Raw genomic sequence first — 24,195 nt, 5'->3', positions numbered from 1 at the left:
CCGCGCGGTGCGGGCGCGCCCGTGAGTCTCAGCATCGTCGGGGCGCGGGTCTGGGACAGCGACGGCGACCTCGACCTGCCTGCGGTTCGCGACCTGCACATCACCGACGGGGTGATCGTCGCCGAGCCGCCGCCGCAGGCCGAGATCGTCGACGCGACCGGGATGCTCGCGTTGCCTGGCTTCGTCAACGCCCATCACCACTCCTACGACGTGCTGGCCAAGGGTCTGCTGGAGCGAATGCCCTTTGATGTGTGGGCTCTTCACTCGCAGCCGGCCTACTTCGGCCGGCGCCCCGCGGCTGAGCTGCGCGCCCGCACGCTGCTCAGCGGGCTGGAGTGTCTGCGCAGCGGAATCACCACCATCCAGGACATGTGCAGTCTCGTCCCCTTCGATGAACAGACGCTCGACATCATCCTGGACGCCTACGCCGAGCTAGGGATTCGCGTTGTCTTCTCAGTCGCCGTCCGCGATGTGGCGGCATTGGACATCGCCGCATACCTAACCGACCTCCCGACCGAGACGCTGGCCTGGGTGCAGGGGCGCGCCACCCCGGCGGCGGAGCAGCTGGCCTTCGTCCAGGCTCAGCTGAAACGGCGTCCGGCGACCGGCCTGCGGAGCTGGGCGCTCAGCCCATCCGGGCCGCAGCGCTGCTCGGATGAACTGCTTGACGGTATCGCCGCACTCAGCCAGGACGACAATCTGCCGGTCTTTACGCACGTTTACGAGACGCGGGTGCAGACGGCCCGGGCGCGGGATCTCTACCGGGCCAGCGGCGGCTCCATGATCCGCCACCTCGCTGATCGCGGTCTGCTCAGTGACCGGACGAACCTGGTGCACGCGGTGTGGATCACGCCGGCGGAGCTGGAGCTGGTGGCCGGCGCCGGAAGCGCGATCGTGCACAACCCGGTGAGCAACATGAAGCTGCGCAGTGGGATCGCGCCGATCGCGGCTGCGCAGCGGGCTGGGGTTCCGATCGCGTTGGGCTGCGACAATTGCAGCTGCGGCGACACGCACAACATGTTCCAGGCCATGAAGGCGATGTGCCTGCTGACCGGCCTGCGCGAGCCGCTGCCGGACGGGATCGACGCGGCGGCGGCGATGCGGGCCGCCACCTCAGAAGGGGCCGGGGCGATCGGGCGACCCGACCTCGGGGCGCTGCAGGTCGGCCAGCGGGCGGACATCACCCTGATAAAGCTGGACGATCTGGCCTACGTCCCACTCAACAGTGCCACCAGGCAGGTGGTCTTCGGTGAGTCCGGGCGGGCTGTTCAGACCGTCGTCGTCGACGGCCGGGTGGTGCTGCGAGACGGCGTCGCCACCACGATTGACGAAGCCGCCCTGCAGGCCGAGGTGGCCGAGTTGATGGTCGGGTTCCGGCGCGACTTCGCCGGCGTGGTCGAGCGAGCGCGGCCAGCGGTACAGCCGCTGCTGGCCGCGCTCGCCCTGGTGAATGAACGCGATGTCGGGGTCAGCGCCCAGCTCACGTCCGGACGGTGATGTTCCCCTCTTCGAGCTGGACGTCAACGGTGATGACGCCACCCGTGGCGGCCGCCGGCGGTTGGATCGTGCGATGCACGTTCACCCCGCTGTGCTCCACCGTCGCTATCGCTGCGCCGCCCTTGGACGTCGTCTCGAAGCCGAAGCCGGCCCGCGGGCTGTCGGCGCCGGGCCCGGTGAGGATTATGTTGCCGAAGTGGACGTCGGCGTTGACCCGGATGTTGGCCGTGCTGCCGACGATGATCTCGGACTGACCGGCGGCCATGGTGATCTCGACGTGCCGGTCGACCGTCGAGGGAGGAAGTTCGGTGAGATCCAGCGTGGTCTTGCCGAAGGCCAGCCGGTAGTCGCCCTCCAGTTCGGAGTAGCTGGTGGGGGCCCAGGCGTACACCCCGATCCCGTCGTGCAGGCTGGCCCGAGTGCCGCCGAAGGCGATGAGCCCAAGCAGCGCGAGCGGCACCAGGATGAGCAACGACCAGGGCGTTCGGCGCAGGATCGCGCCGACGATGAGTCCGCCCAGCAAGATCGCGCCGGCCACCCAGAAGTAGGCCGGGAGGATGATGCCGTTGACCCGGTCGCTTATGTACAGCACGACCATCGCCACGACGAGCAGTCCCAGAGTCGCCCAGCGCACTGGGGCAGCGCGGTGCCGGCGGCGGCGCGAGGCGGCCCGCGACTCGGCGAACCAGGCCCGGGTCTCGGTGGTCAGATCGGCGGTCGGGTCGCTCTGGCCCTGATCCGACGGGGTCAGCGGGGTCAGCGGCTTGGTCAGGTTCACCGGAGCCGTCCCATCCGGAGCCGTCCCGAGTGCAGCCGTCCCGTCTGTCGCTGCGATTGGTGTTCGGTTGGCGACGCCCTTGCGGCGGAAGGCGACGAAGAGAATGAAGCCGGCGACGAGCAGCGGTCCGAACCCCCAGGGTGCCCACCAGCTGAAGAGCCCGATCCAGGCCGCGATCACGATCGCGGTGACGACTACCCAGACCGGAATCCGCCGGTTGCGCAGTTCCGTGACGATGCGGTCCATTCCGGTCTTGGTCGAGCCCGCCTCGGGGATGGCCAGCCAGGCCACCAGATAGGCGATGATGCCGCCGCCGCCGAAGAACGCGGTGGTCGCGAAGAGGATGCGGAAGAGCACCGGGTCGATGCCGAAGTACTCGCCCAGGCCACCGCTGACGCCGGCGACGACGCGGTTGCCGGCGCTGCGGCGCAGCAGCCGGGACGGCGGGGGTGGTGGCGGTGATGCGGTTTCGCTAGTCATGGCTGTCATAGCAACGAGCATCGACCCACAGCCGGGTCGGGCACATCCGGCGACGCCCTGACCTACCCCTGAGATTTCGGCGCGCGTGATTCGGGGCGCATCCCTGATGCGCGGCGCGGCTCATGGGGGCGATCATGACATGGTGACGACAACGCTGCCGGAGACCGCGGGGCCGGTGCGGGCCGAACCGCAGCGCAAGCTGTATCGCCGGGCCGACCATCGCTACCTCAGTGGGGTGGCCGGTGGGATCGCCGACCATCTGGGGCTGTCGGCCGTCGCCATTCGAGCCGTCTTCGTCGTCCTCACCGCCAGTGGCGGTCTCGGCCCGGTCCTCTACGCCGTCTTCTGGATCGTTCTCCCCACCCCGCCGGGCACCAAGCAGCGCACCCGCTGGTGGGTCTACCTGGCGGCCGGGGTGGCCTGCGCGATCGGGATCGGCTTGACGGTCTGGACGATGCCGCTCGGACGCCTCTTCGTGCCGTCGGTGCTGGCTCTGGTCGGAGGGGCGCTGATCTGGCGGCAGGCCAGTGAGACGCAGCGGGCCCAGTGGTGGAGCCTGTCGCGCCGCTCCCTCACCGCTGCCAACCAGACCGGGCGGCTGCGCCTGCTCGCCGGCGTGCTGCTGGTGATCGTCGGCTGCGTGGTGGTGATCGCTCGCGCCGACTTCTCAGCCATGCGCGACGGGCTGGTGGCGGTGCTGGTCACCGTGGTCGGGATCGGGCTCATCACCGGTCCGTGGTGGGTCGGCATGGTCACTGAGCTGGGAGCAGAACGCACTGAGCGGATCCGCTCCCAGGAGCGGGCCGAGATCGCCGCCAGGCTGCACGATTCGGTGTTGCAGACGCTCGCGCTCATCCAGCGCAACGCCAATTCCCCGCGGGAGGTCACCCGGCTGGCCCGTGGGCAGGAGCGTGAGTTGCGCAACCTGCTCTACGGCCCGGACGAGCGGTACGGGCAGCTGGCCAAGGCTCTCACCGACGCCGCGGCCGAGATCGAGGATGCCTATGCGATCACGGTGGACGCGGTGGTGGTCGGCGACACCGCTCTGGACGATAGTCTGCGGGCCCTGGTCGCATCGGCCCGCGAGGCGCTGCAGAACGCGGCCAAGCATGCGAAGGTGACCGAAGTTTCGCTCTACGCCGAGGTTGAGGAGAGCAGTGTGGTCGTCTACGTCAGGGATCGCGGAGTCGGATTCGCCCTCGACGAGGTGGCCGACGACCGCCAGGGGGTGCGCGGATCGATCATCGCGCGGGTCGAGCGTCACGGCGGAACCGCGACGATCCGCAGTGCCGCTGGCGATGGCACCGAGGTCGCGATCAGGATGCCGGTCTCCCGATGAGCACGCCCGTCCCCACCGCCACCCGCTTTGTCCGTCGAGCACCCGAAAATCATCACCGGACCGGTCGTTCGGGGGACAGAGTGGGGGCGGTGATCTCCCGATGAGCCCGACCGTGTTCCTGGTGGATGATCACGCGATGTTCCGGGCCGGGGTCCGGGCCGAGCTGGGTTCGCTGGTCGACTCCGGCGTCGAGGTGGTCGGGGAGGCCGGAACCGTGGCCGAAGCGGTCACCGGGATCGTCGCCGCCCAGCCGGACGTGGTGCTGCTCGACGTGCACATGCCCGACGGCGGGGGACTGGCCGTCATCGCCGGCGTCGCGAGCCAGGGGCCGAATACCCGGTTCCTGGCCCTATCGGTCTCCGATGCGGCCGAGGATGTGATCGCGATCATCCGGGCCGGTGCCCGGGGCTACGTCACCAAGACGATCGATGCCCGGGAGCTGGCCGATGCGGTCCGCCGGGTGGCCGACGCCGACGTCGTCTTCAGCCCCCGCCTGGCCGGATTCGTACTCGACGCCTTCCGCGACGCCCCGTCGGTGCCGTCGGTGGACAGCGACATCGACCAGCTGACCCCACGGGAGCTGGAGGTACTTCGGCTGCTGGCCCGCGGCTACGCCTACAAGGAGGTGGCCGCCGAGCTCTTCATCTCGGTGAAGACGGTCGAGACCCATGCCTCCAGCGTGCTGCGGAAGTTGCAGCTGTCCAACCGTCACCAGCTGACGAGATGGGCCGTCGACCGTCGAATGCTGTGAAGCCAGCGGTTAGCGGGCACCGCGGCAGACGCGCAGGACGGCCTCCGCGAGGACGCCGCCGTCACTGCCGAGGACGTTGCGGTACCCGTCGATGACCACGCGCTCGCGTCCGAGTTCGACCCGGGTGCCGCCGGCGCTCATACGAGCGGCCTGAATACGGCGGGAGAGGCCGGAGCGCTCGTTGACGAGGCGGGCGATCTCCGCGTCGAGGCGGTCGATGCCCTCGCGCAGCTCGTCGATGTCATCGACGGCGGGAATGGTGGTCACTTCGACGGCCGGGGTGGTCGTGCTGCTCATTGGTGTTGCCTTCCAAGTTATGCATGGGGACCCATGCGCGGGTGCTCCGAGCCGGTTCGACCCCAGACATGAAAAAAGCCCCGGGGCGAGTGGCCCGGGGCGTTGTCGGTGAGTGTTCAGCCGGAAACGACGGGGACCGCGATGCGGTACCCGTAAAAAAACATCCGTGAGTTCTGAAGCACGGCTCAATAGTGCCATGCGGCGGCATCGGTAGGCAACAGCAGGCGGCCGGCTATCAGCGCCATTTCAGCTGGCGCCCGCATTTTGGCTGGCTGCGCTTCACTAGGCTGTCAATGTGAGTAACCACGTATTGACCGCAGTCGCCTGGCCGTACGCGAACGGCCCCCGCCATATCGGACACGTCGCCGGCTTCGGCGTCCCCTCCGACGTCTTCAGCCGCTACCAGCGGATGGCCGGGAACAAGGTGCTGATGGTCTCCGGCACCGACGAGCACGGCACGCCGATCCAGGTCCAGGCCGACCGGGAGGGCGTCACCGCCCGTGAGTTGGCTGACCGGTACAACCGGGTCATCGCCGGTGACCTGCAGAAGCTCGGCCTCTCCTATGACCTCTTCACCCGCACCACCACCAAGAACCACTACGCGGTGGTGCAGGAACTCTTCCTGGGCCTGCTCAAGAACGGGTACGTCTTCCCGCAGGTGCAGATGGGCGCGATCAGCCCGTCGACCGGGCGCACCCTCCCCGACCGCTACATCGAGGGCACCTGCCCGATCTGCGGCTACGACCCGGCGCGGGGCGACCAGTGTGACAACTGCGGCAACCAGCTCGACCCGATCGAGCTCATCAATCCCCGTTCCAAGATCAATGGGGAGACCCCGAAGTTCATCGAGACCGAGCAGTACTTCCTCGACCTCCCCGCCTTCACCGCCACCCTCAGTGACTGGCTGGGCAAGCAGAAGCACTGGCGCCCGAACGTCCTCAAGTTCTCGATGAATCTCCTGGACGACCTCAAGCCGCGGGCGATCACCCGTGATCTGGATTGGGGCGTGCCGGTGCCGCTGCCGGGTTGGTCGGATCGGCCGGACAAGAAGCTCTACGTCTGGTTCGACGCGGTGATCGGCTACCTCTCGGCCTCGATCGAGTGGGCGCAGCGCAGCGGCGACCCGGACGCCTGGCGTCCCTTCTGGCAGGACCAGAGCGCAAAGGCCTATTACTTCATGGGCAAAGACAACATCGTTTTCCACTCCGAGATCTGGCCGGCCATGCTCTTCGGCTACTCCGGAGTCGGTGCCAAGGGCGGAACCGCTGGAGAACTAGGGGCATTGGACCGTCCGTACGAGGTGGTCTCCAGTGAATTCCTGACGATGGAGGGTCGTAAGTTCTCCTCCAGCCAGAACGTCGTGATCTACGTCGGGGACATGCTGCAGCGCTATGACCCTGACGCACTGCGCTACTACCTTGCGGTGGCCGGCCCCGAGAACCAGGACACCGACTTCACCTGGGCCGAGTTCGTCCGCCGGAACAACGACGAACTGCTGGCCAGCTGGGGCAACCTGGTGAATCGGACGCTGTCGATGACCGCGAAGAACATCGGTCACATTCCTGATCCGGGCAACCTGAACGACAATGACCACGCGCTGCTCGCCAGCTCCCGCAACGCCTTCGAATCCGTCGGTGAACTGCTGGCCCGCTCACGTCAGAAGCAGGCCATCGGTGAGGCGATGCGGGTTGTCGGCGAGGCGAACAAGTACCTCTCCGACAACGAGCCGTGGAAGCTGAAGAACGCCGACCCGGCCCGGATGGAGAGCGTGCTGCATGTCGCGCTGCAGGTGGTCGACGACGCCAAGACGCTGCTGACGCCGTTCCTGCCCTCCTCTTCGACGAAGGTGCATGAAGCGATGGGGGGCACCGGAAAGTGGGCCGGAATGCCGGAACTTGTTGAGGTTGAGGAGGAGACGGCGGTGGGCTCGCCCTCGTATGCCACGCTGAGTGGTGACTACGACGCCCTCGCGAAATGGCAGTCGGCCAAGATCGAAGTGGGTCGCCCGATCGCTGCTCCGACACCGATCTTCACCAAACTCGACAGCTCGGTGGTACAGGAGGAGCTAGACCGGCTGGAAGCAGAGGCCAAGTGAGCCGAACGGCCGCAAAAGACGGCAAGAACGCCGCTCCACCGCTGCCACCGCCGCTTCCCTCGCCCGTCTTCGATTCGCACTGCCACCTCGATGCGATGGCGCAGCGGGCCGGCCTGGAACCGACGGCGCAGTTCGTCGCCGAAGCTATGCAGAAGGCGAGAACGGTCAACGTTACCAAGGTGATTACGGTCGGCGACACGATCGCGTCGAGCCGCTGGTGCGTGCAGGCCGCCCGTGAGCATCCGGACGTGTTCGCGGCGATCGCCGTGCATCCCACGGAGATTTCCGGGATGTCTGAACGTGACTATGCCGAGTTGGAGGAACTCGCCGCTGACGAGAACGTCGTGGCGATCGGGGAGACCGGGCTGGACTATTACTGGGACCGGACCACGCCGGCCGAGCAGCAGGAGCATTTCCGCCGCCACATCGACCTCGCGAAGCGGACCGGGAAGCCGTTGATGATCCACGATCGGGAGGCCCACGAGGACGTGCTGGCGATCCTGGAAGCAGAGGGAGCGCCGAATCAAGTCGTCTTCCACGCGTTCAGTGGTGACGAAGTTATGGCTCGGACCTGTGTTGAGCGTGGATTTGTTCTGTCTTTTCCGGGAGTGGTCACCTTCACAAACGCCCCGGCACTGCGAGCCGCCGCCGCCGTCACTTCACTTGACCACATACTGGTCGAAACGGACGCGCCATTCTTGAGTCCTCAACCATTTCGCGGTCGTCCCAACGCCCCGTATTTGGTGCCCTACACGCTGACGAGCCTGGCCGGGACGGTCGGCGTCAGTGTCGAGGAGTTGGCGCAGGCGATAGTGCGCACCGGCCAGCGCGTATTCGGGGCGAACTTAACAGAAATTTAACACCTTACAGACCTGAGAGTTTGCCCTTATCGAATAAGCGAAGTTATGGTTTCGTGACCTTGCTCGACCGCGCCAGGACCCTATGGTGCGCGAGACGCGGGCGAAATCTAGGAGAGTTTTTTCTTGCATCGCAGCATCAAGATTGGCCTATACGGAACCCTGGTCGCCGGCATCATCGGCGGCACGCTTGCCTTCACCGGGACGTCTGACAAGACGGTCACCATCAAGGTCGATGGCGAGTCAAAGCAGATCAAGACCACCGCCGACAACGTCGCCGGTGCGCTTAGCTCCGCGAAGTACACCGTCGGAGCGCACGACGTGGTGGCCCCCGCCGCCGACACCGCCATCAAGAACGGCGCGACCGTCGTACTGAAGCGTGGACGTCTACTGCACCTGGTCGTCGACGGTAAGCCGCGCGACGTCTGGGTCACCGCCCCGACCGTCGCCGCCGCGCTGAGCGAACTCGGTTACTCCAGCACCACCGCCGTCTCCGTCTCCCGGGACAAGCGCCTGCCGCTGACCGAGAGCACCCTCGACGTGACCTCGCCGAAGGCACTGACGATCACCCACGACGGAACCGCGCAGCGCGTCACCACCACCGACGCCACCGTCTCCGCCGTGCTCGCCGCTCAGGACATTGCGGTCGGACCGGCGGACATCGTCTCCGTCCCGGTCACCAGCGCACTGGTCGCCGGCGAGAACGTCGTCATCAAGCGGGTCGCCACCAAGACGGTCATCGAGGCTCACCCGGTGCCGTTCAAGGTCACCTCGCTGCGTGACTCGCAGCTGACCGTCGGCCAGAAGAAGGTCGTCACGACCGGCCACAACGGCACCGCGCACGTCACGTACCGGATCGCCCTCATCGACGGCGTCGCCAAGAAGAAGACCCAGGTTCGCAGCATCGTGATCGCGGCTCCCGTGACCCAGGTGCAGCACATCGGCAGCAAGCCGAAGGCGGCAGCGCCGACGGCCAAGGCGAGCGTCACCGGCAAGGCCGCACCGAAGGACACCAGCGGGCTCAACTGGGACGCCGTCGCCGCCTGCGAGTCCGGTGGGAACTGGGCGATCAACACCGGCAACGGTTACTACGGCGGTCTGCAGTTCAACTCCAGCACCTGGCTGGCCAACGGCGGCGGCGCGTACGCCTCGCGGGCGGACCTGGCCAGCAAGTCGGCTCAGATCGCCATCGCCACCAAGCTCTACAACGCCCGCGGCAGTTCGCCGTGGCCGGTCTGCGGGCAGCGCCTCTAGTCGCTCGCCCTGCTCTGCCCGCCGCCGCTGCGCGGTGACGGGCCAGAGCGACAGGTTCGGGCTTCCCCGTACATCCCCCACCCGGGCCTGAGATCAAGCCGTGGAACTACAGCAATGTAGTTCCACGGCTTGATTTGTGTCGGGCCGAAAATCGCCGATACGGTTCTGTGACCTTGCCCGATACTGCGTCCCCCCAACGCACCCGGATGCAGGACAGCACTGGAGTTTCGTTTTGCGACGTGCGATGGCCCCCCGGATTCGCGTCCACCGAATGTGGATTCTGCGTGCCCGGCTGCGCCGACTGCGCAACTACCGGACTCTGCGAGGGCAGCGGGCTCTAGCTGCCCGGCAGTGGCGACGACCGAGCCGGTCGCGGCCGGTCTGGTCGCCACTGCGCCGTGGGGTCACCTTCGGCATCACCTTCGGGCTGGCGCTGCTGCTGGCCGCCGGGGTGCTGGGCCGCGTCGCGGTGGTCGCCTCGGCCGACAGAACGGTCACGATCAGCGTCGACGGAGCCCTGCGCCGGGTGCACACCGATGGCGAGCGGGTCCGCGACGTACTGGCCGACTCCCACATCGAACTCGGACCGCATGACTCGGTCACACCACCCGCCGACCAGGTCGTCGGAGCCGCCGACACCGTCACCCTCATCCGAGGGCGGCTTCTGCATCTGAACGTCGACGGCGCCCGCAGCGACGTCTGGGTGACGGCGCTGACGGTAGCCGACGCCGCGCGTCAACTCGGCTACGGCACCGACGACTACTTCGCACCCGATGCCGAGGCGAAGCTCGCGACTGATCCGACGGACCTGGTCATCCGGGTGCCGAAGCCGGTGACGATCGTGCACGACGGGAAGACCCAGCACCTGGCGAGCACCGCGGCCACCGTCGGCGAACTGCTGAAGAGCCTGAACATCGTCGTGCAGAGCAGCGATTACCTCTCCGCCGGGTCCGACGATCCGCTGCGGATGTGGGAGGAGATCGTCATCCAGCGGGTGAAGAACGGAACCGTCACCGAAGTGGTGGCGATCCCGTTCAGCGCCAGCACGGTGCCCGACGCCGCGCTGCCAACCGGAGAGCAGCGAGTCCTCACCCCGGGACGTCCGGGGCGGGCCAGAGTCGTGTACGGCGTCTCGCTCTCCGACGGCGTGCAGACGGTCAAGACGATGATCTCGAGCACGGTCCTGACGCCGCCCGTAGCTCAGGTCACCGCCGTCGGGACGGGCGTTGTCGTGACGCCGGCGCCGCCGGCCGTGACTGCGGTCGCAGAGTCGGGCCCGTCGCCGGTGGCCTCAACCGGTGCCTCAACATCAGATACGTCGACATCGGGTAAGTCGGTGGTGCAGGCCGCGGATCATCCACCGGTCGCACCCCATCCACCGGCCGCACCCCATCCTTCTGTCGCGCCACCGGCCGCCTCGCCGCGTCCCAGCGCCGGCCCGCGGCCCACCCCGAAGCCGGCCACACCCAAACCACCAACCCCGAAGCCGGCCACCCCCAAACCACCAACCCCGAAGCCGGCGACCCCGACACCGAAGCCGGCCACCCCCAAGCCGGCCACCCCCAAGCCGGCCACCCCGACGCCGAAGCCGCCAGGAGCGCTCAACTGGGACGCGCTCGCGATGTGCGAGTCCAGCGGCAACTGGTCGATCAACACCGGCAACGGCTACTACGGCGGGGTGCAGTTCAACCTCGGCACCTGGCTGGCCTACGGCGGTGGCGCGTACGCCGCGCGTCCGGACCTGGCGACCAAGGCTCAGCAGATCGCGGTGGCGACGGTGCTCTACAACGCCCGGGGCCGGGCTCCGTGGCCCTACTGCGGGCAGTTCCTCTGAGCCTCCTCTGAGCCTCCTCTGAGCCGCAGCTAGTTCCACTCCTCAGCAGCAGGCACCCAGACGACGCAGGCACCCAGACGACGCGGGCGCCCCGAACGCACCGGCAACCCGCAGACGCGGGCCGACCCGCGCGACACACCCCGTTGGCCCCCTGCTTTGGCGCGCCTGCTGTGCGTACGTTATGGTTTCGTGATCAATCGATGCGACCAGGCACGTGGCGAGCCAGAGCACCCAGCCAACGAGCCGCTTCGATAAGCGCTTCCGGGTAGCCCCGGTACGGCAGTCCTGACGATCTGGAGTCACTTAGTGCGTCGCGGTATGAAACTCGGCATCTACGGAGCCGTGCTGGTTGGTCTGGTCGGCGGCTGTGTCGCCTGGACCGCGGTCGACAAGACGATCACCCTCAAAGTCGACGGTCAGACCAGGACGATCCACACGGTCGCCGACAACGTCGACGGAGTTCTGGCCAGCGCCGGCTACAAGATCGCCAGCCACGACGTGGTCGCCCCCGACGCCAACGATTCGGTCTCCGACGGCCAGACGGTGATTCTCAAGCGGGGCCGGCTGCTGCACCTGACCATCGACGGCACCTCCAAGGACATCTGGGTCACCGCGCCGACGGTCGCCGATGCCCTCGCGGAGCTCGGCTACTCCTCCAGCAACTTCTCCTCGGTCTCGCGGGACAAGCGCCTGCCGCTGAACCCGACGACGATCAACATGCGTACGCCCAAGAACGTCACCATCGTCGTCGGCGGTGACCCGATGCAGGTGAAGACGACCCAGGCGACGGTGGCCGGTCTGCTCAGCCAGTACGACATCTCGGTCGGCCCGAAGGATCAGGTCTCGGTGCCGCTCACCAGTGCACCGGTGGACGGCGAGCAGGTTCTAGTCCAGCGCGTCACCACCGGGGTCATCAAGTCGACGGTCCCGGTCCCCTTCGGCGTCACCTCCAAGAAGGACGCCACCCTGACCCAGGGAAACCTGAAGATCACCAAGGCCGGTAAGCCGGGTACCGCAACGGTCACCTACTCCGTCGTCTACCTCGACGGTGTGGTCGTCGGTAAGACCGCCCAATCCAAGACCGTCACCTCGGCCCCGGTGGCCCAGGTTCAGGTCGTCGGCACCAAGGACCCGGCCGCTGAGGCCGCCGCTGCTGCCGCCGCCGCCGAGGCCTCGGCCGCCGCGGCCGCTGTGGCCGCGACCGTGACGCCGGGTTCGGCCAAGGCCATCGCCCAGCAGATGCTCGCCGCCCGGGGCATGGGTGACGACCAGTTCTCCTGCCTGGTGAAGCTGTGGAGCCGGGAGAGTGGCTGGCGGGTGAACGCCTCCAACTCCAGTGGCGCCTACGGCATCCCGCAGGCGCTGCCGGGTAGCAAGATGGGGGCCTTCGGCTCCGATTGGCGCACCAACGCCGCCACCCAGATCAAGTGGGGCCTCTCCTACATCACCGGCCGCTATGACACTCCGTGCGGCGCCTGGGGCCACTCGCAGTCCAGCGGCTGGTACTAACCCTCTCGCCGCGGTCGCCCGGTGAGTCAATCGCAGTTGCTGGGGCCGGCGGAGATCCGCGCCCTCGCCGCCCACCTGCAGCTGCGCCCGACCAAGTCGCTCGGGCAGAACTTTCTGCACGACCCGAACACGATCCGGCGCATCGTGCGCACCGCCGCACTGCCGCCCGACGCGGTGGTGATCGAGGTCGGTCCCGGGCTCGGATCGCTGACTCTCGGGCTGCTGGATGAGGCTGAGCGTGTGGTGGCGATCGAGATCGACCCCACCCTGGCCCGCCAACTACCGCTCACGGTCGCTGAGCGGGCTCCTGAGCGGGCTCCACGCCTGCGTGTCATCACCGCCGACGCCCTGCAGGTCACCGAGATCGACGGACGGCCACCGACGGCGCTGGTGGCCAACCTTCCCTACAACGTCGGGGTTCCGGTGCTGCTCTCGCTGTTGCAGCGTTTCCCGACGCTGCGCAGCGCGCTGGTGATGGTGCAGGCCGAGGTCGCCGATCGCCTCGCCGCGCCCCCGGGGTCCAAGGTCTACGGCGTCCCGAGCGTCAAGACAGCCTGGTACGGCCGGGCCGAGCGGGCCGGTGCCGTGCCGCGCGCGGTCTTCTGGCCGGTCCCGAACGTCGATTCAGGCCTGGTGCGGATCACCGCCCACGAGTCCCCGCCGCTGCCTGATGGCGTCACCCGGGCCGATGTCTTCACGGTGATCGATCTGGCCTTCTCGCAGCGCCGCAAGATGCTGCGTTCGGTGCTGGGGGAGTGGGCCGGCTCGCCGGCTCGGGCCGAGGAGATCCTGCTCGCGGCCGGGGTCGCCCCGACCGCGCGGGGCGAGACGATCGACGTCGCCGGCTTCGCCCGGATCGCATCGGCTCGAGTCGGCTGACCCAGTCGGCTGACCCGGCGGCCGTACGGACTAGCTCTGGCCGTCGAAGAGGCTGGTGACCGAGCCGTCCTCGAAGACCGCTCGGATGGCACGGGCGATGATCGGGGCGATGGAGAGGACCGAGAGCTTCTCGAACTCCTGCTCGGGGCGGATCGGCAGTGTGTTGGTCACGATGACGTCGGAGATGCGGCTCTCGCTCAGCAGTTTGGCCGCCGGGCCGGCGAGCTCGCCATGGGTGGCCGCCACGATGACCTCGGCCGCACCGGCGCTGAAGAGCACCTCGGAGGCCTTCACGATGGTGCCGCCGGTGCCGATCATGTCGTCGATCAGCAGGCAACGCCGGCCGCTGACGTCGCCGACGACCCGATTGGCGACGACCTTGTTGGCCACCAGGGGATCGCGGGTCTTGTGCACGAATGCGATCGGCGCGCCGCCCATCCGGTCGGCCCACTGCTCGGCGACGCGGACCCGGCCGGTGTCCGGCGACACGACGGTGAAGTCGACGCCGGCGTACTTGCGCTTGATGTGCTGGGAGAGCACGGGGAGCGCGAAGATGTGGTCGACCGGGCCGTCGAAGAAGCCCTGGATCTGGGCGGTGTGCAGGTCGATCGACATCAGTCGGTTAGCCCCGGCGGTCTTGAAGAGGTCAGCCATCAGGCGGGCCGAGATCGGCTCGCGGCCGCGGTGCTTCTTGTCCTGCCGGGCGTAGGGATAGAACGGCGCCACAACGGTGATGCGCTTGGCCGACGCGCGCTTGAGGGCGTCGACGAGGATCAGCGTCTCCATCACCCAGTGGTTGATCGGGCTGGTGAACGACTGGATGACGAAGGCATCGCTTCCGCGCACCGACTCGTCCGGCTTGATGAACGTCTCGGAGTTGGCGAAGTCACGGGCCGTCGTCGGGGTGACCGTGACGCCGAGCTCGGCGGCGATCTCGTGGGCCAGCTCCGGATACGCGCGACCGGAGAGCAGCATCATGCTTTTGCGGCCGGCAAGTTCCAGGGTGCTCATGCTCTAGGTCGTCCTCAGGTCGGTTCGTGATCGTCGCTGTTTGTCGAGTCTGGCTGATCGTGCTGTGCTTGCGCGAGTTCGGCGGCTCGGGCGGCGTCGGTTCCGGCCCGACTGCGGGCCACCCAGCCCTCGACGTTGCGCTGCCGAGCCCGAGCGACCGCCATCGCACCGGGCGGCACATCCGTGGTGATCACCGATCCGGCGGCGGTGTACGCGCCGTCGCCGACGTTTACCGGTGCAACGAACATGTTGTCAGCCCCGGTGCGTGCGTGGCTACCTATCACCGACCGGCGTTTGGTCACACCGTCATAGTTGACGAAGACCGAAGCGGCGCCGATGTTGGTCTGCTCGCCGATGCTGGCGTCGCCGACGTAGCTGAGATGCGGCACCTTGCTGCCGGTTCCGATGTCGCTGCCCTTCACCTCGACGTAGGTGCCGATCTTCACCTCGTCGGCCAAGTCGGTGCCCGGTCGCAGATAGGCGAAGGGTCCGATCTCGCAGCGGGCGCCGATCCGCGCGCTCACTGCGACGGCCCGTGAGATCCGAGTCTCCTCGCCCACCTGACAGTCGGTGAGGGAGACGTCCGGGCCTATGCTGGCCCCGGACGCGATGCTGGTGGCGCCGAAGAGCTCCACTGACGGGCGCAGCGTCACGTCCACTTCGAGGGTGACGTCGGCGTCGACCCAGGTGGTTGCCGGGTCGATGACGGTCACCCCGGCCTCCATGTGCCGGCGCAGCAGGCGGGCGTTGTAGTGGCGGTGCGCGTCGGCGAGCTGAGCTCGGGTGTTCACCCCGGCCGTCTCCTCCTCCACGGTGACCACCGCCCGCACCGGCAACCCGTCACCGCTGAAAATGCCGATGACATCCGGGAGGTAGAGCTCGCCCTGCGCGTTGTCGCTGCTCAGCCGGTCCAGTGCGGTCCGCAGCAGCGCGGCGTCGAAGGCGTAGACGCTGGCCGCGACCTCGCGGATCTCGCGCTGGGTCGCGGTGGCGTCGGCATGTTCGACCACCCCGGCCACCGCATCGCGGGCGCCTCCGTCCTGGCGCCGCAGCACCCGACCGTAGCCGGTTGGATCCTCGACGAGGGCGGTCAGCATGGTGGCGGCCGAGTCGGAGTTCGCCTGCTCGCTGACCAGCCGCTGCAGGGTCTGGCCGCTGAGCAGGGGCGCATCGGCCGGGATGACCAGCACGATCTCGCCCGACCGGGCCGTCGCCGCGGTATCGGCGGCGGCCAGCGCGACCTGCACGGCGTGGCCGGTGCCCTTCTGCTCCTCCTGCACGACGGGCGTCGCGGCGGGGGCTATCTCGGCGAGGTGGGCGATCACCTCGTCACGGCGGTGGCCGACCACCACCAGGGTGCGGGCCGGGGCGACCGCATCGAGGGCGGCGAGGGCGTGACCGAGCAGGGATCGGCCGGCGAAGCCGTGCAGCACCTTTGCCCGCCGGGGCGATTTCATCCGGGTGCCCTCCCCGGCCGCGAGGACGACCGCCGTCACTGGGGGTGACGGCATATCGGGGCTCACGGGGTGATCCTAAGTTGTCTTGACGGGTTCGCTGCGTTTGGAGTCATTGCTGGGGGGCTCGGACTCGAACCGAGACTGCAAGGCACCAAAGGCCTGCGGGCTGCCGATTACCCCACCCCCCACCGGATGGAACCCGTACACCCTATCGCCGCTCGCAAATCCGCCGGTCAGGCCGGAGGGCGGCCGGAGGGTGACGCGGTTGGCTCTAGCCCTTAGCCCCGGAGAATGAAAGACCTACCCGCCAGTAGTGATTTCGGTTACGCTTCGCCGATGATTCTGTCGCGGCACCGTCGGTACCCGGTTCTTCTCCTCGTGGCGGCGCTGACCGTCACCGGCACTGCGGTGCTCGCGGGCACCGGCGCCGCCGCTGCCGCCGCGCTCGATCCGCTGGGACCGCAGGGGATGAACCTGACCCAGGCCTTCACCGTCACCAAAGGCTCGGCCAGCACCGTGATCGCCTACGTCGAGGGCGGCATCAACTGGCAGCTCCCGGAGGCCTCCGGGCTGGTCGACCACATCTACATCAACGCACTCGAGACCCCGGTTCCCTGTGCCACGGTGACCTGCCGGCGCACCTATCCGAGCACTCCGCTGGACGACGACGCCAATCACGACGGCATCGTCAACATCCACGACTGGGACAACGACCCGCGCGTGCACGACAGCAACGGCAACGGCTACCTCGACCCCGAGGACTTGATCGTCGCCTTCGACACCGGCCTGCAGGCCACCATGGACCACGACGGTGACGGGTATCCAGGAGACATCTCCGGCTACGACTTCTACGACAACCAGCCCGACCCGGCCACCGTTGACGCCACCTACAGCCACTCCGACGATCAGATGCTGAACACCCTCAGCATGTGCCCGGCCTGCATGATCATGCCGGTGAAGGCGGGCGCCGAGGCCCTGGACGCGACCGACACCCTGGCCAAGGCGTGGCTCTACGCGGCTCAGGCCGGGGCCAGCGTCGTCACCTCGGTCACCGCCGACCTCGGGTACTCGACCTTCATGCGGCAGACCATCGCCGCGCTGACCAAGCGGGGGGTGGCGATGGTCGATGCCAGCAATGACTTCGACTCCACCGACCACCAGGGCGGCATGTACTGGCCGGGGGTCGTCCCCGGCAACGGCGCGGTGGCCGACTCCTCGAACACCAAGTGGATTCGGGCCGACGAGACGAGCTGGGGCACGCACAACATGTTCTCGGTCGCCGGGCAGGGGAGTACCTCGGCCTCCACGTCGGCCCTCGGTGGCCTCTTCGGGCTGGTGATGTCCTGGGGCCAGCACGAGTACGCGGTCGGCCATCTCAGCCAGCCGTTCACCGGCGAGCAGGCGATCCAGGTACTGCGGGCCACCGCCAAACCGGTCACCGACACCTCGCTGGCCTGGCCCGGCGCCCCGGGCGACTGGAGCCTTCAGTACGGCTACGGCATCCCGGACATGTACGCCGCGCTGCAGAGCATCACCGCGGCCGGCAGCAGTTCGGTCCCGGCCGGGACGCTGGCGCCAACCGCGGCCATCACCTCGCCTGACTGGTACGCCCTCTTCGACCCGCAGTCGCAGGCCAGCGTGCCGGTGGCCGGCAGTATCCACGCCGCCGCCGGGCAGAGCTGGCAGTACACCCTGGAGATGGGGCTCGGCGCGCAACCGGGCAGCTTCACGCCCGTCGCCACCGGCACCGGAAGTGGCGATTGGCAGGGAAATCTAGGGAACTTCTCTACTGCCTCGGTGCCCAAGTCGTTCTGGAACGCCACCTTTGCCGTCTCCCAGACGAAGGACCTGCCGACCTCCGAGCAGTACGCGGTGACGCTGCGGCTGCGAGTGACCGACACCTCCGGACGGGTCGGGATGGACCGGCGGGCGATCAACGTCCACCACGACGCCACCCTGCTGGCCGGTTTCCCGCTGCGCACCTCCTCCAGCGGGGAGAGCCAGCCGGCCCTGGTCGACCTGAACGGCACCGGCCGGCAGGACCTGATCTTCGGCACCACCGACGGACAGGTGCAGGCCATCGATCCGGCTACCGGTGCGGAGCTGCCGGGCTGGCCGGTGAGCACCAAGCCGGTGAGCGTGCTGAACCCCGAGCCGGGGGTGGACCCCGGACATGAACCGATCCTGGCCGATGTGGCCGTCGGCGATCTCTTCAACACCGGCCACCAGGACATCGTCGCCACCACCATCGACGGCTCGGTCTATGCCTGGGACGACCACGGGCAGCTGCTCCCGGGCTGGCCCAAGACGCTCGACACCGGGGTCAGCGCCCCGCCGATTCCGCGTCCGAAACTCTCCTACACGCGGTTGCCGACCAAGGGCGCGGTGGCCGCGCCGGTGCTGGTCGACCTCAACGGCGACGGGCAGCTGGACATCGTCCAGGCCGCCTGGGACGGGCGGCTGCACGCCTGGAACGCGGCTGGCCAGGATCTGCCGGGGTGGCCGGTGAAGGTCGACTTCCCGACCCCGCCGAGCGTCCCCTCCGGGTACAGCCTGGTCGACGATCAGAAGCTCGACGCGACGCCCGCGGTGGCCTACCTGGACGGGCGTAACAAGCCGCCGTCGCTGGTGATCCGCTCGCAATACACGATGATCCAGGGCGCCGGTATCCAGCCGCTCGGCTACAGTTTCACCTTTGCCTACAACGCCGATGGCTCGCTGCGGACCGGCTGGCCGGTGCGGTTGCAGAGCATCATCGAGTTCTACGGATCGGCCCAGGAGTTCATCACCGAGGGCACCTCCTCGGTCGTCTCGGCCGACGTCAACAACTCCGGCCGGGACTCGGTGGCGGTGAGCCCCGACTTCGGGGTGCCCTTCCTGCTCAACGGCGCCGGCCAGACGACGACCACCTACGCCGCCGTCGGCCCGGGCCTCTCCCAGTTCCTGGAACCGGGCGGGCTGCAGAACATCCTCTCCGGCCCACGCTTCCCGGACGTTCCGGCCGCCTTCACCACCTCGGGCGCCTTCGGCAAACTGGCCGGGAGTCTGAAGTACGCGCAGTCGGAGTCCGGCGCGATCTCGCTTGCCCTGTCGGAGCTGGGGAACAACACCGGCAATGGGATCGACGAATACGAGAGTGTGTACAACGCCAACGGCGGTGGGACGTCCTTCGGATTCCCGGCCACCCGGCAGGGCCTCGGCTTCCTGAGCTCGCCCATCTTCGTCGACACCGACGGATTCGGTCTCGGCGGCGTGATCGAGGGCGGTGACTCTTCGGCGGTGATGGGCTACAACGCACTCGGTACGCCGGCGTCGGGCTTCCCGAAGTTCACCACCGGCTGGAACGTCTTCGCCCCGGCGGCCGGCGATCTACTGGGTAACGGCCATACCGACATCGTCACCACCACCCGCGAGGGTTACCTCTTCGCGTGGAGCACCGCCGGGAAGGCCTCCGGGAATGATCAGTGGTGGCGCTGGCAGCACGACGAGCGCAACACCGGCAACTACGGCACGGTGACCCGCCCGCCGGGAGCGGTGCGATCGCTGAGTTGGTCGCCCGGCGCCACGACCGCCTCCTTCCTGGCTCCCGGCTCCACCTGGTACGCCGGGACCCCGGCGGCCTACCTCGTCACGGCTCAGCCGTCCGGGGTGACGACTCGGGTCAGCGCCTCGGCGGCGGCCGGTTCGACCCAGCGGGTTGCCGTGCCGAAGGGTTCGACGGCGGTGAGCATCCAGGCGGTGAACTCGGCCGGGCTGCTGGGGTTGCCGGCGTCGGGGTAACCGGTCGGTGACGGGCCGGCGAACGGCAGCTGGCGACCCGCTGAGACTACGTCTCGGTAACTTACGGTGGCGTAGGTAGTTGCGCTAAGGTTCGTGGCACCTCCACCCGATCAGGTAGGAAACACGGGGCGCACGAAGGGCACTTATCTTGACCATTCTTGACGACGTATCGGTCGATCCGTCCGAGCGCGACGCGACGCAGACCGAGCCCGCCGCCGCGACCGCGGCCAAGCCAGCCCCCAAGCCGGTTTTTGAGGGCGAGAAGCGCAGCTACGAGCAGGCGATTCTCTACGCCATGGTCATCATCCCGTTCATCGCGCTCATCGCTGCGATCCCGGTGGCCTGGGGTTGGGGATTGGGCTGGAGCGACATCACGCTGGCGCTGGTCTTCTACGTCATCTCCGGTCTGGGCATCACCGTCGGCTACCACCGCTACTTCACCCACGCCTCCTTCAAGGCCAACCGTGGGCTGCGGATCGGGCTGGCCATCGCCGGCAGTTTGGCCATCGAGGGCCCAGTGATCCGTTGGGTCGCAGACCACCGTCGCCATCACGCCTTCAGTGACAAAGAGGGTGACCCGCATTCGCCGTGGCGCTACGGGGAGACGGTCCCGGCGCTGATCAAGGGCAACTTCTTTGCGCACATCGGCTGGCTCTTCGATGTCGAGCACACCAACCGCGACAAGTACACGCCGGATCTGATGCGTGACAAGGACATTCGTCGCATCGACACGCTCTTCCCGCTCTGGGTCGCCGTCTCGCTGCTGCTGCCGGCGCTCCTGGGCGGGCTGCTCACCTGGTCGCTGGCCGGTGCGGTGAGTGCATTCTTCTGGGCGTCGCTGGTACGCATCTGCGTCCTGCACCACGTCACCTGGTCGATCAACTCGATCTGCCACACCATCGGTGAGCGGCCGTTCAGTTCTCGGGACAAGAGTGCGAACTTCTGGCCGCTGGCCGTCCTGAGTTTCGGCGAGAGCTGGCACAACCTGCACCACGCCGATCCGACGGCGGCCCGCCACGGCGTGCTCCGCGGCCAGATCGACGAATCGGCCCGGGTCATCTGGCTCTTCGAGAAGCTCGGTTGGGCAACCGACGTCCGGTGGAGTTCAGCCGAGCGGGTCGAGAAGCTCCGCGCGTCCGTGGTCGGTACGCCTAGCCTGTGAGGTAGCTCCGCCGACGTTTCGGCCGGTCCTCGCGAGAGTGTCGAATCCGGTCGCCGCCGTTCGTTGAGTCGGTGGAGGGTGGCCACCGGCCCCCAACGAAGGAGGAGACATGACCGAATACCTCATCGTCTTCAATGACGAGTGGGTGCCCGACCATACCGACGAAGAGTTGCACGAGAAGTCGCTGGCCGTCCGGAGGTTGGTGGCCGAGATGAAGGCCGCCGGGGTGTTCATCTTCACGGGCGGACTGGATGACGCGGCCCCCGTGTTCAACGTCGACGCCTCGAGCGGTACACCGCTGTTCACTGACGGCCCGTTCGTCGAATCCAAGGAGCATCTCGGCGGGTTCGCCGTCGTGGATGTGGCCGACGAGCAGGCGGCCCGACTCTGGGCGGGGAAGATCGCGGTGGCCTGCGGGTGGCCGCAGGAGGTACGACGCTTCCGGGCGCCCGGCCAACCTCCCCCGACTCCTTAGCGCCGCCAGCGGCAAGTCAGTTGATGGGCTCGCGGTTGAAGAGCCGCTTCGACCAGAGATAGCCCCCGGCGCCGATCACGGCGATCCAGCCGAGGGCGATCCACCCGCTGTCGCCGATCGCGGTGGCCATCAGCAGGCCGCGCAGCGTCTCGATGATCGGCGTGAAGGGCTGGCACTCGGCCAGCCAGCGCAGGCCGGCCGGCATCGAGTCGGTCGGGACGAATCCGCTGCTCAGGAAGGGCAGCAGAACCAGAGGCATCGGCAGGTTGCTGGCCGTCTCGACGCTCTTGCTCACCTGACCGAGTGCCACGGCCAGCCAGACGAGGGCGAGTGTCACCGCGAGCAGGAACCCGGCTGTGGCCAGCCACCCGCCGAGCCCGGCGACCGGCCGGAAGCCGACCAGCAGCGCGACGCCGATCACGATCGTCAGGCTGATCGCCGTCTGGATGACGCTGCCGAGGACATGTCCGGCGAGGACCGAGACGCGCGCGATGTGCATGCTGCGGAAGCGGGCCACGATGCCCTCGGTCAGGTCCATCGCGACCGAGATCGCCGTGCCCTGGACCGTGGCCGCCACCGTCATCAGAAGGATCGCCGGCACCACGTAGTTGACGTAGTCGCCGCGCCCGCCGCGGCCGTCACTGAGCCCGGCCCCCAACGTGGCGCCGAAGACATAGACGAAGAGCAGCAGAAAGACGATTGGCATGCCGACGAGCATCACGGTCATCGACGGGTAGCGCTGCATGCGCTTGAGACTTCGCCGCAGCATCGTGGCCGAGTCGCGCAGCGGGTAGACGCGCGGGGGGACCGAGGCCGGACGGGTGAGGGTTTCGACGCTCATGAGGTCCTCGCCTTCTCCTTCGTTGAGTTGGTGGTCAGGGCGAGGAAGACGTCGTCGAGATCGGGAGTGTGGACGGAGAGCTCGCCGACCTCGAAGTGCCGGCCGTTGACCTGGTCGATCTGGTCGATCTGGTCGATGCGGTCGAGCAGCGACTTCAGCGAGCTCAGGCTGCCGTCGCTGGGAACCCGTAGGGCCAGGGCATCCCTGTCGCGGGTGGCGTTGTCGAGCGCCCCCAGAGCCGTCTCCAGATGCTGCCGGTCGGAGAACCGCAGGCGAATGTGCCCACCCGGGATGCGACGCTTGAGCTCCTCGGAGCTGCCCTCCGCGATCACCCGCCCCCGGTCGAGCACGGCGATCCGGTCGGCCAGCTCGTCGGCCTCCTCCAGGTATTGGGTGGTCAGGAAGATGGTGACGCCGGTGGCCACCAACTCCCGCACGATCCGCCACATGTCCCGGCGTCCGCGCGGGTCGAGTCCGGTGGTCGGCTCGTCGAGGAAGATCACCTGCGGGTCGCCGACCAGTGTCATCGCCAGGTCGAGCCGGCGCCGCATCCCGCCGGAGTAGGTGGACGCCGGCTTCTTGGCCGCGTCCCGGAGATCGAACTCTTCGAGCAGCTTCGCCGTACGTCGACGGCGCTCGTCCTTGCCGAGGTGATGAAGATCCGCCATCAGCAACAGGTTCTCCATCCCGGTCAGCAGGTTGTCCACGGCGGAGAACTGCCCTGTCACGCCGATCGCGGCGCGCACGGCGTCCGGTTCAAGGCCGACATCGTGGCCGGCCACCTGAGCCCCTCCGCCGTCGGCCCGGATGAGGGTGGTCAGAATCCTGATCGTCGTGGTCTTCCCGGCACCGTTTGCACCGAGTAGTGCGAAGACCGTCCCCCGTCGCACGCTCAGATCGAGCCCGTCGAGGACGACCTGGTCGCCGAAGGATTTGCGCAGGCCGGTCGTCGTGATCGCCGGCGGGGATTCAGGACTGGTCATGGTTCACTCGTCCAGACTGGGATGGGGCGCGGCGAACCGTGATGTCGCCATAGGACGTGCGCCCGTGCACCTCGACTCGCTGGTCGGAGTCGCCGGGCTGGGCCGCGGGGTCCAGCAGATTCCGGACGTGCCCGAACGCGGTGTTGAGCTGCAGCCAGGCGGCGGTACCTTCGGCGACGCCCACGTCGAGGTCGCCCTTCGCGGTCGCGAGCACCACCGAACCGCCGACGACCTCGCCGACTCGGATGTCGCCGTTGGAGGTCTTGGCATCGACACCGGCTCCGGCTCGGTCGACCCGGATGCTGCCGTTGGCCGAGCGCACTCGCACGTCACCGGTGACGGCATCCAGTTCGGTGTCGCCATTGGAGTTCTTCACCTCGGCTGCGCCGTCGACCTGGCCGAGCTGGACTCGCCCCGATCCGGTCGCGATCTCGGCGTCACCGGCGATCTCGTCGGCGCTGACATCGCCGATCGATGTCTGTATGCGTAGGGCCGCCGACTGCTGCGACCAGAGGTTTCCGACGGAGGTCTTGTACGAGCACTCGCCGAGGCGTCCAGCGCAGTGCAGATCGCCGACCTGCATCGTCGCGGAGAGGTGGGAGTCACTGGGTATCCCGATCGTCACGTCGACCGATTTGGATCGGTGGGAGAAGTCGAAAACCTTCGACTTCGGTCCGGTGACTCTGAGGGTGCCGTTGGTGTAGTCGACCCGGACCTGCTGCGCGGCCTTGACGTCAGAGTCGTCAGCGGGGTCGGTCGGCCGCACCTCGATGACGCTGTCGGTGCGCTCACTGGCGGTGATGCGTACATTGCCGACGCTCAGTTCGAGCGTCACCGAGATTGGTTGCGGTGTTTCGTAACTTGGCATAGTTGTCTCCAGTTGGCGTTCATGTTGGCGTTCAGATGTTGGCGTTCA

19 protein-coding genes and 1 tRNA gene are annotated in these 24,195 nt (G+C 67.9%); 12 read left to right on the top strand and 8 right to left on the bottom strand.

Annotation, left to right across the window (positions count from 1 at the left end; translation table 11 throughout):
- The first annotated feature begins 21 nt into the window (after positions 1–21).
- Positions 22–1,497 (top strand): amidohydrolase family protein, encoded by a 1,476-nt coding sequence (locus CPH63_RS00355; protein ID WP_096301060.1) that lies wholly within the window; start codon positions 22–24, stop codon positions 1,495–1,497.
- On the opposite strand, the gene CPH63_RS00350 is transcribed toward CPH63_RS00355, so the two are convergent.
- The gene (locus tag CPH63_RS00350) at positions 1,481–2,764 is read right to left on the bottom strand and encodes a PspC domain-containing protein (protein WP_157749173.1); all 1,284 of its coding nucleotides are present in this window, start codon (positions 2,762–2,764) and stop codon (positions 1,481–1,483) included. The genes CPH63_RS00355 and CPH63_RS00350 overlap by 17 nt on opposite strands.
- 130 nt (positions 2,765–2,894) lie before the next feature.
- Between CPH63_RS00350 and CPH63_RS00345 the strand changes: the two genes are divergently transcribed.
- Positions 2,895–4,094: an ATP-binding protein gene (locus CPH63_RS00345; RefSeq protein WP_096301058.1), complete on the top strand. Its 1,200-nt coding sequence runs from the start codon at positions 2,895–2,897 to the stop codon at positions 4,092–4,094.
- A 100-nt stretch (positions 4,095–4,194) separates the two neighbouring features.
- On the top strand, positions 4,195–4,845 hold the full coding sequence (locus CPH63_RS00340) for a response regulator transcription factor (protein ID WP_096301057.1): 651 nt from the start codon (positions 4,195–4,197) through the stop codon (positions 4,843–4,845).
- Positions 4,846–4,854: 9 nt separating this feature from the next.
- Here the strand turns inward: CPH63_RS00340 and CPH63_RS00335 are convergent, their stop codons facing one another.
- A complete protein-coding gene (locus CPH63_RS00335; RefSeq protein ID WP_096301056.1) occupies positions 4,855–5,142 on the bottom strand; it encodes a chorismate mutase in 288 nt (95 codons plus the stop codon).
- 295 nt (positions 5,143–5,437) lie between these two features.
- Here CPH63_RS00335 and metG point away from each other — a divergent pair, with 295 nt between their 5' ends.
- The 6 genes from metG to rsmA all read left to right on the top strand — a co-directional run bounded on the left by metG (position 5,438) and on the right by rsmA (position 13,570).
- The gene (gene metG / locus CPH63_RS00330; RefSeq protein WP_096301055.1) at positions 5,438–7,237 is read left to right on the top strand and encodes a methionine--tRNA ligase; all 1,800 of its coding nucleotides are present in this window, start codon (positions 5,438–5,440) and stop codon (positions 7,235–7,237) included.
- Positions 7,234–8,097 carry a TatD family hydrolase gene (locus CPH63_RS00325; protein ID WP_256385809.1) on the top strand — a complete coding sequence of 288 codons (864 nt, stop codon included), beginning with the start codon at positions 7,234–7,236 and terminating at the stop codon, positions 8,095–8,097. The genes metG and CPH63_RS00325 overlap by 4 nt, the downstream gene beginning before the upstream one ends.
- Before the next feature lie 123 nt (positions 8,098–8,220).
- Positions 8,221–9,348 carry a resuscitation-promoting factor gene (locus CPH63_RS23355; RefSeq protein WP_096301054.1) on the top strand — a complete coding sequence of 376 codons (1,128 nt, stop codon included), beginning with the start codon at positions 8,221–8,223 and terminating at the stop codon, positions 9,346–9,348.
- A 271-nt stretch (positions 9,349–9,619) separates the two neighbouring features.
- Positions 9,620–11,182, top strand: coding sequence for a resuscitation-promoting factor (locus tag CPH63_RS23455; protein WP_172892127.1), 1,563 nt, complete (start codon positions 9,620–9,622; stop codon positions 11,180–11,182).
- A 318-nt stretch (positions 11,183–11,500) separates the two neighbouring features.
- Positions 11,501–12,691 carry a ubiquitin-like domain-containing protein gene (locus CPH63_RS00310; RefSeq protein ID WP_096301052.1) on the top strand — a complete coding sequence of 397 codons (1,191 nt, stop codon included), beginning with the start codon at positions 11,501–11,503 and terminating at the stop codon, positions 12,689–12,691.
- A 21-nt stretch (positions 12,692–12,712) separates the two neighbouring features.
- On the top strand, positions 12,713–13,570 hold the full coding sequence (rsmA, locus tag CPH63_RS00305) for a 16S rRNA (adenine(1518)-N(6)/adenine(1519)-N(6))-dimethyltransferase RsmA (RefSeq protein ID WP_096301051.1): 858 nt from the start codon (positions 12,713–12,715) through the stop codon (positions 13,568–13,570).
- A 30-nt stretch (positions 13,571–13,600) separates the two neighbouring features.
- Here rsmA and CPH63_RS00300 read toward each other — a convergent pair whose 3' ends face one another.
- The 3 genes from CPH63_RS00300 to CPH63_RS00290 all read right to left on the bottom strand — a co-directional run bounded on the left by CPH63_RS00300 (position 13,601) and on the right by CPH63_RS00290 (position 16,226).
- Positions 13,601–14,581: a ribose-phosphate diphosphokinase gene (locus CPH63_RS00300; protein WP_096301050.1), complete on the bottom strand. Its 981-nt coding sequence runs from the start codon at positions 14,579–14,581 to the stop codon at positions 13,601–13,603.
- 14 nt (positions 14,582–14,595) lie between these two features.
- Complete coding sequence (glmU, locus tag CPH63_RS00295) at positions 14,596–16,092, bottom strand: bifunctional UDP-N-acetylglucosamine diphosphorylase/glucosamine-1-phosphate N-acetyltransferase GlmU (protein ID WP_096301049.1); 1,497 nt, start codon at positions 16,090–16,092, stop codon at positions 14,596–14,598.
- A gap of 61 nt (positions 16,093–16,153) precedes the next feature.
- A tRNA-Gln gene (locus CPH63_RS00290) sits at positions 16,154–16,226 on the bottom strand.
- A gap of 148 nt (positions 16,227–16,374) precedes the next feature.
- On the opposite strand from CPH63_RS00290, the gene CPH63_RS00285 reads away from it, so the two are divergent.
- From CPH63_RS00285 to CPH63_RS00275, 3 genes are all read left to right on the top strand, one after another.
- The gene (locus CPH63_RS00285; RefSeq protein ID WP_096301048.1) at positions 16,375–19,818 is read left to right on the top strand and encodes a hypothetical protein; all 3,444 of its coding nucleotides are present in this window, start codon (positions 16,375–16,377) and stop codon (positions 19,816–19,818) included.
- 148 nt (positions 19,819–19,966) lie between these two features.
- The gene (locus CPH63_RS00280; RefSeq protein ID WP_241895767.1) at positions 19,967–20,980 is read left to right on the top strand and encodes an acyl-CoA desaturase; all 1,014 of its coding nucleotides are present in this window, start codon (positions 19,967–19,969) and stop codon (positions 20,978–20,980) included.
- Between the two features lie 109 nt (positions 20,981–21,089).
- The gene (locus tag CPH63_RS00275; protein WP_096301047.1) at positions 21,090–21,455 is read left to right on the top strand and encodes a YciI family protein; all 366 of its coding nucleotides are present in this window, start codon (positions 21,090–21,092) and stop codon (positions 21,453–21,455) included.
- Between the two features lie 16 nt (positions 21,456–21,471).
- On the opposite strand, the gene CPH63_RS00270 is transcribed toward CPH63_RS00275, so the two are convergent.
- The 3 genes from CPH63_RS00270 to CPH63_RS00260 are packed head-to-tail and all read right to left on the bottom strand — an operon-like array spanning position 21,472 to position 24,147.
- Entirely contained in the window at positions 21,472–22,296 is an 825-nt protein-coding gene (locus tag CPH63_RS00270; protein WP_096301046.1) for an ABC transporter permease, read from the bottom strand.
- The gene (locus tag CPH63_RS00265; protein WP_096301045.1) at positions 22,293–23,279 is read right to left on the bottom strand and encodes an ATP-binding cassette domain-containing protein; all 987 of its coding nucleotides are present in this window, start codon (positions 23,277–23,279) and stop codon (positions 22,293–22,295) included. Before CPH63_RS00265 ends, CPH63_RS00270 begins: the two co-directional genes overlap by 4 nt.
- Positions 23,266–24,147, bottom strand: a complete 882-nt coding sequence (locus CPH63_RS00260; RefSeq protein WP_096301044.1) for a DUF4097 family beta strand repeat-containing protein — start codon at positions 24,145–24,147, stop codon at positions 23,266–23,268. The genes CPH63_RS00265 and CPH63_RS00260 overlap by 14 nt, the downstream gene beginning before the upstream one ends.
- Positions 24,148–24,195 lie beyond the last annotated feature (48 nt).

The sequence above is a fragment of the Jatrophihabitans sp. GAS493 genome (genome assembly GCF_900230215.1).
Classification (GTDB): Bacteria; Actinomycetota; Actinomycetes; order Mycobacteriales; family Jatrophihabitantaceae; genus MT45.
The sequence above is the reverse complement of the archived record's forward strand: the minus strand, read 5'-3'. Positions and strand labels throughout refer to the sequence as shown.

What these genes read in the sequence shown, in the direction of transcription:
- glmU (WP_096301049.1), bottom strand. Translation starts at nt 16,092, where the DNA reads ATGCCGTCACCCCCAGTGACGGCGGTCGTCCTCGCGGCCGGGGAGGGC.
- CPH63_RS00345 (WP_096301058.1), top strand. Translation starts at nt 2,895, where the DNA reads ATGGTGACGACAACGCTGCCGGAGACCGCGGGGCCGGTGCGGGCCGAA.
- CPH63_RS00340 (WP_096301057.1), top strand. Translation starts at nt 4,195, where the DNA reads ATGAGCCCGACCGTGTTCCTGGTGGATGATCACGCGATGTTCCGGGCC.
- CPH63_RS00285 (WP_096301048.1), top strand. Translation starts at nt 16,375, where the DNA reads ATGATTCTGTCGCGGCACCGTCGGTACCCGGTTCTTCTCCTCGTGGCG.
- CPH63_RS00275 (WP_096301047.1), top strand. Translation starts at nt 21,090, where the DNA reads ATGACCGAATACCTCATCGTCTTCAATGACGAGTGGGTGCCCGACCAT.
- CPH63_RS00335 (WP_096301056.1), bottom strand. Translation starts at nt 5,142, where the DNA reads ATGAGCAGCACGACCACCCCGGCCGTCGAAGTGACCACCATTCCCGCC.
- CPH63_RS23455 (WP_172892127.1), top strand. Translation starts at nt 9,620, where the DNA reads ATGTGGATTCTGCGTGCCCGGCTGCGCCGACTGCGCAACTACCGGACT.
- CPH63_RS00300 (WP_096301050.1), bottom strand. Translation starts at nt 14,581, where the DNA reads ATGAGCACCCTGGAACTTGCCGGCCGCAAAAGCATGATGCTGCTCTCC.
- CPH63_RS00310 (WP_096301052.1), top strand. Translation starts at nt 11,501, where the DNA reads ATGAAACTCGGCATCTACGGAGCCGTGCTGGTTGGTCTGGTCGGCGGC.
- CPH63_RS00265 (WP_096301045.1), bottom strand. Translation starts at nt 23,279, where the DNA reads ATGACCAGTCCTGAATCCCCGCCGGCGATCACGACGACCGGCCTGCGC.
- CPH63_RS00260 (WP_096301044.1), bottom strand. Translation starts at nt 24,147, where the DNA reads ATGCCAAGTTACGAAACACCGCAACCAATCTCGGTGACGCTCGAACTG.
- CPH63_RS00350 (WP_157749173.1), bottom strand. Translation starts at nt 2,764, where the DNA reads ATGACAGCCATGACTAGCGAAACCGCATCACCGCCACCACCCCCGCCG.
- CPH63_RS00270 (WP_096301046.1), bottom strand. Translation starts at nt 22,296, where the DNA reads ATGAGCGTCGAAACCCTCACCCGTCCGGCCTCGGTCCCCCCGCGCGTC.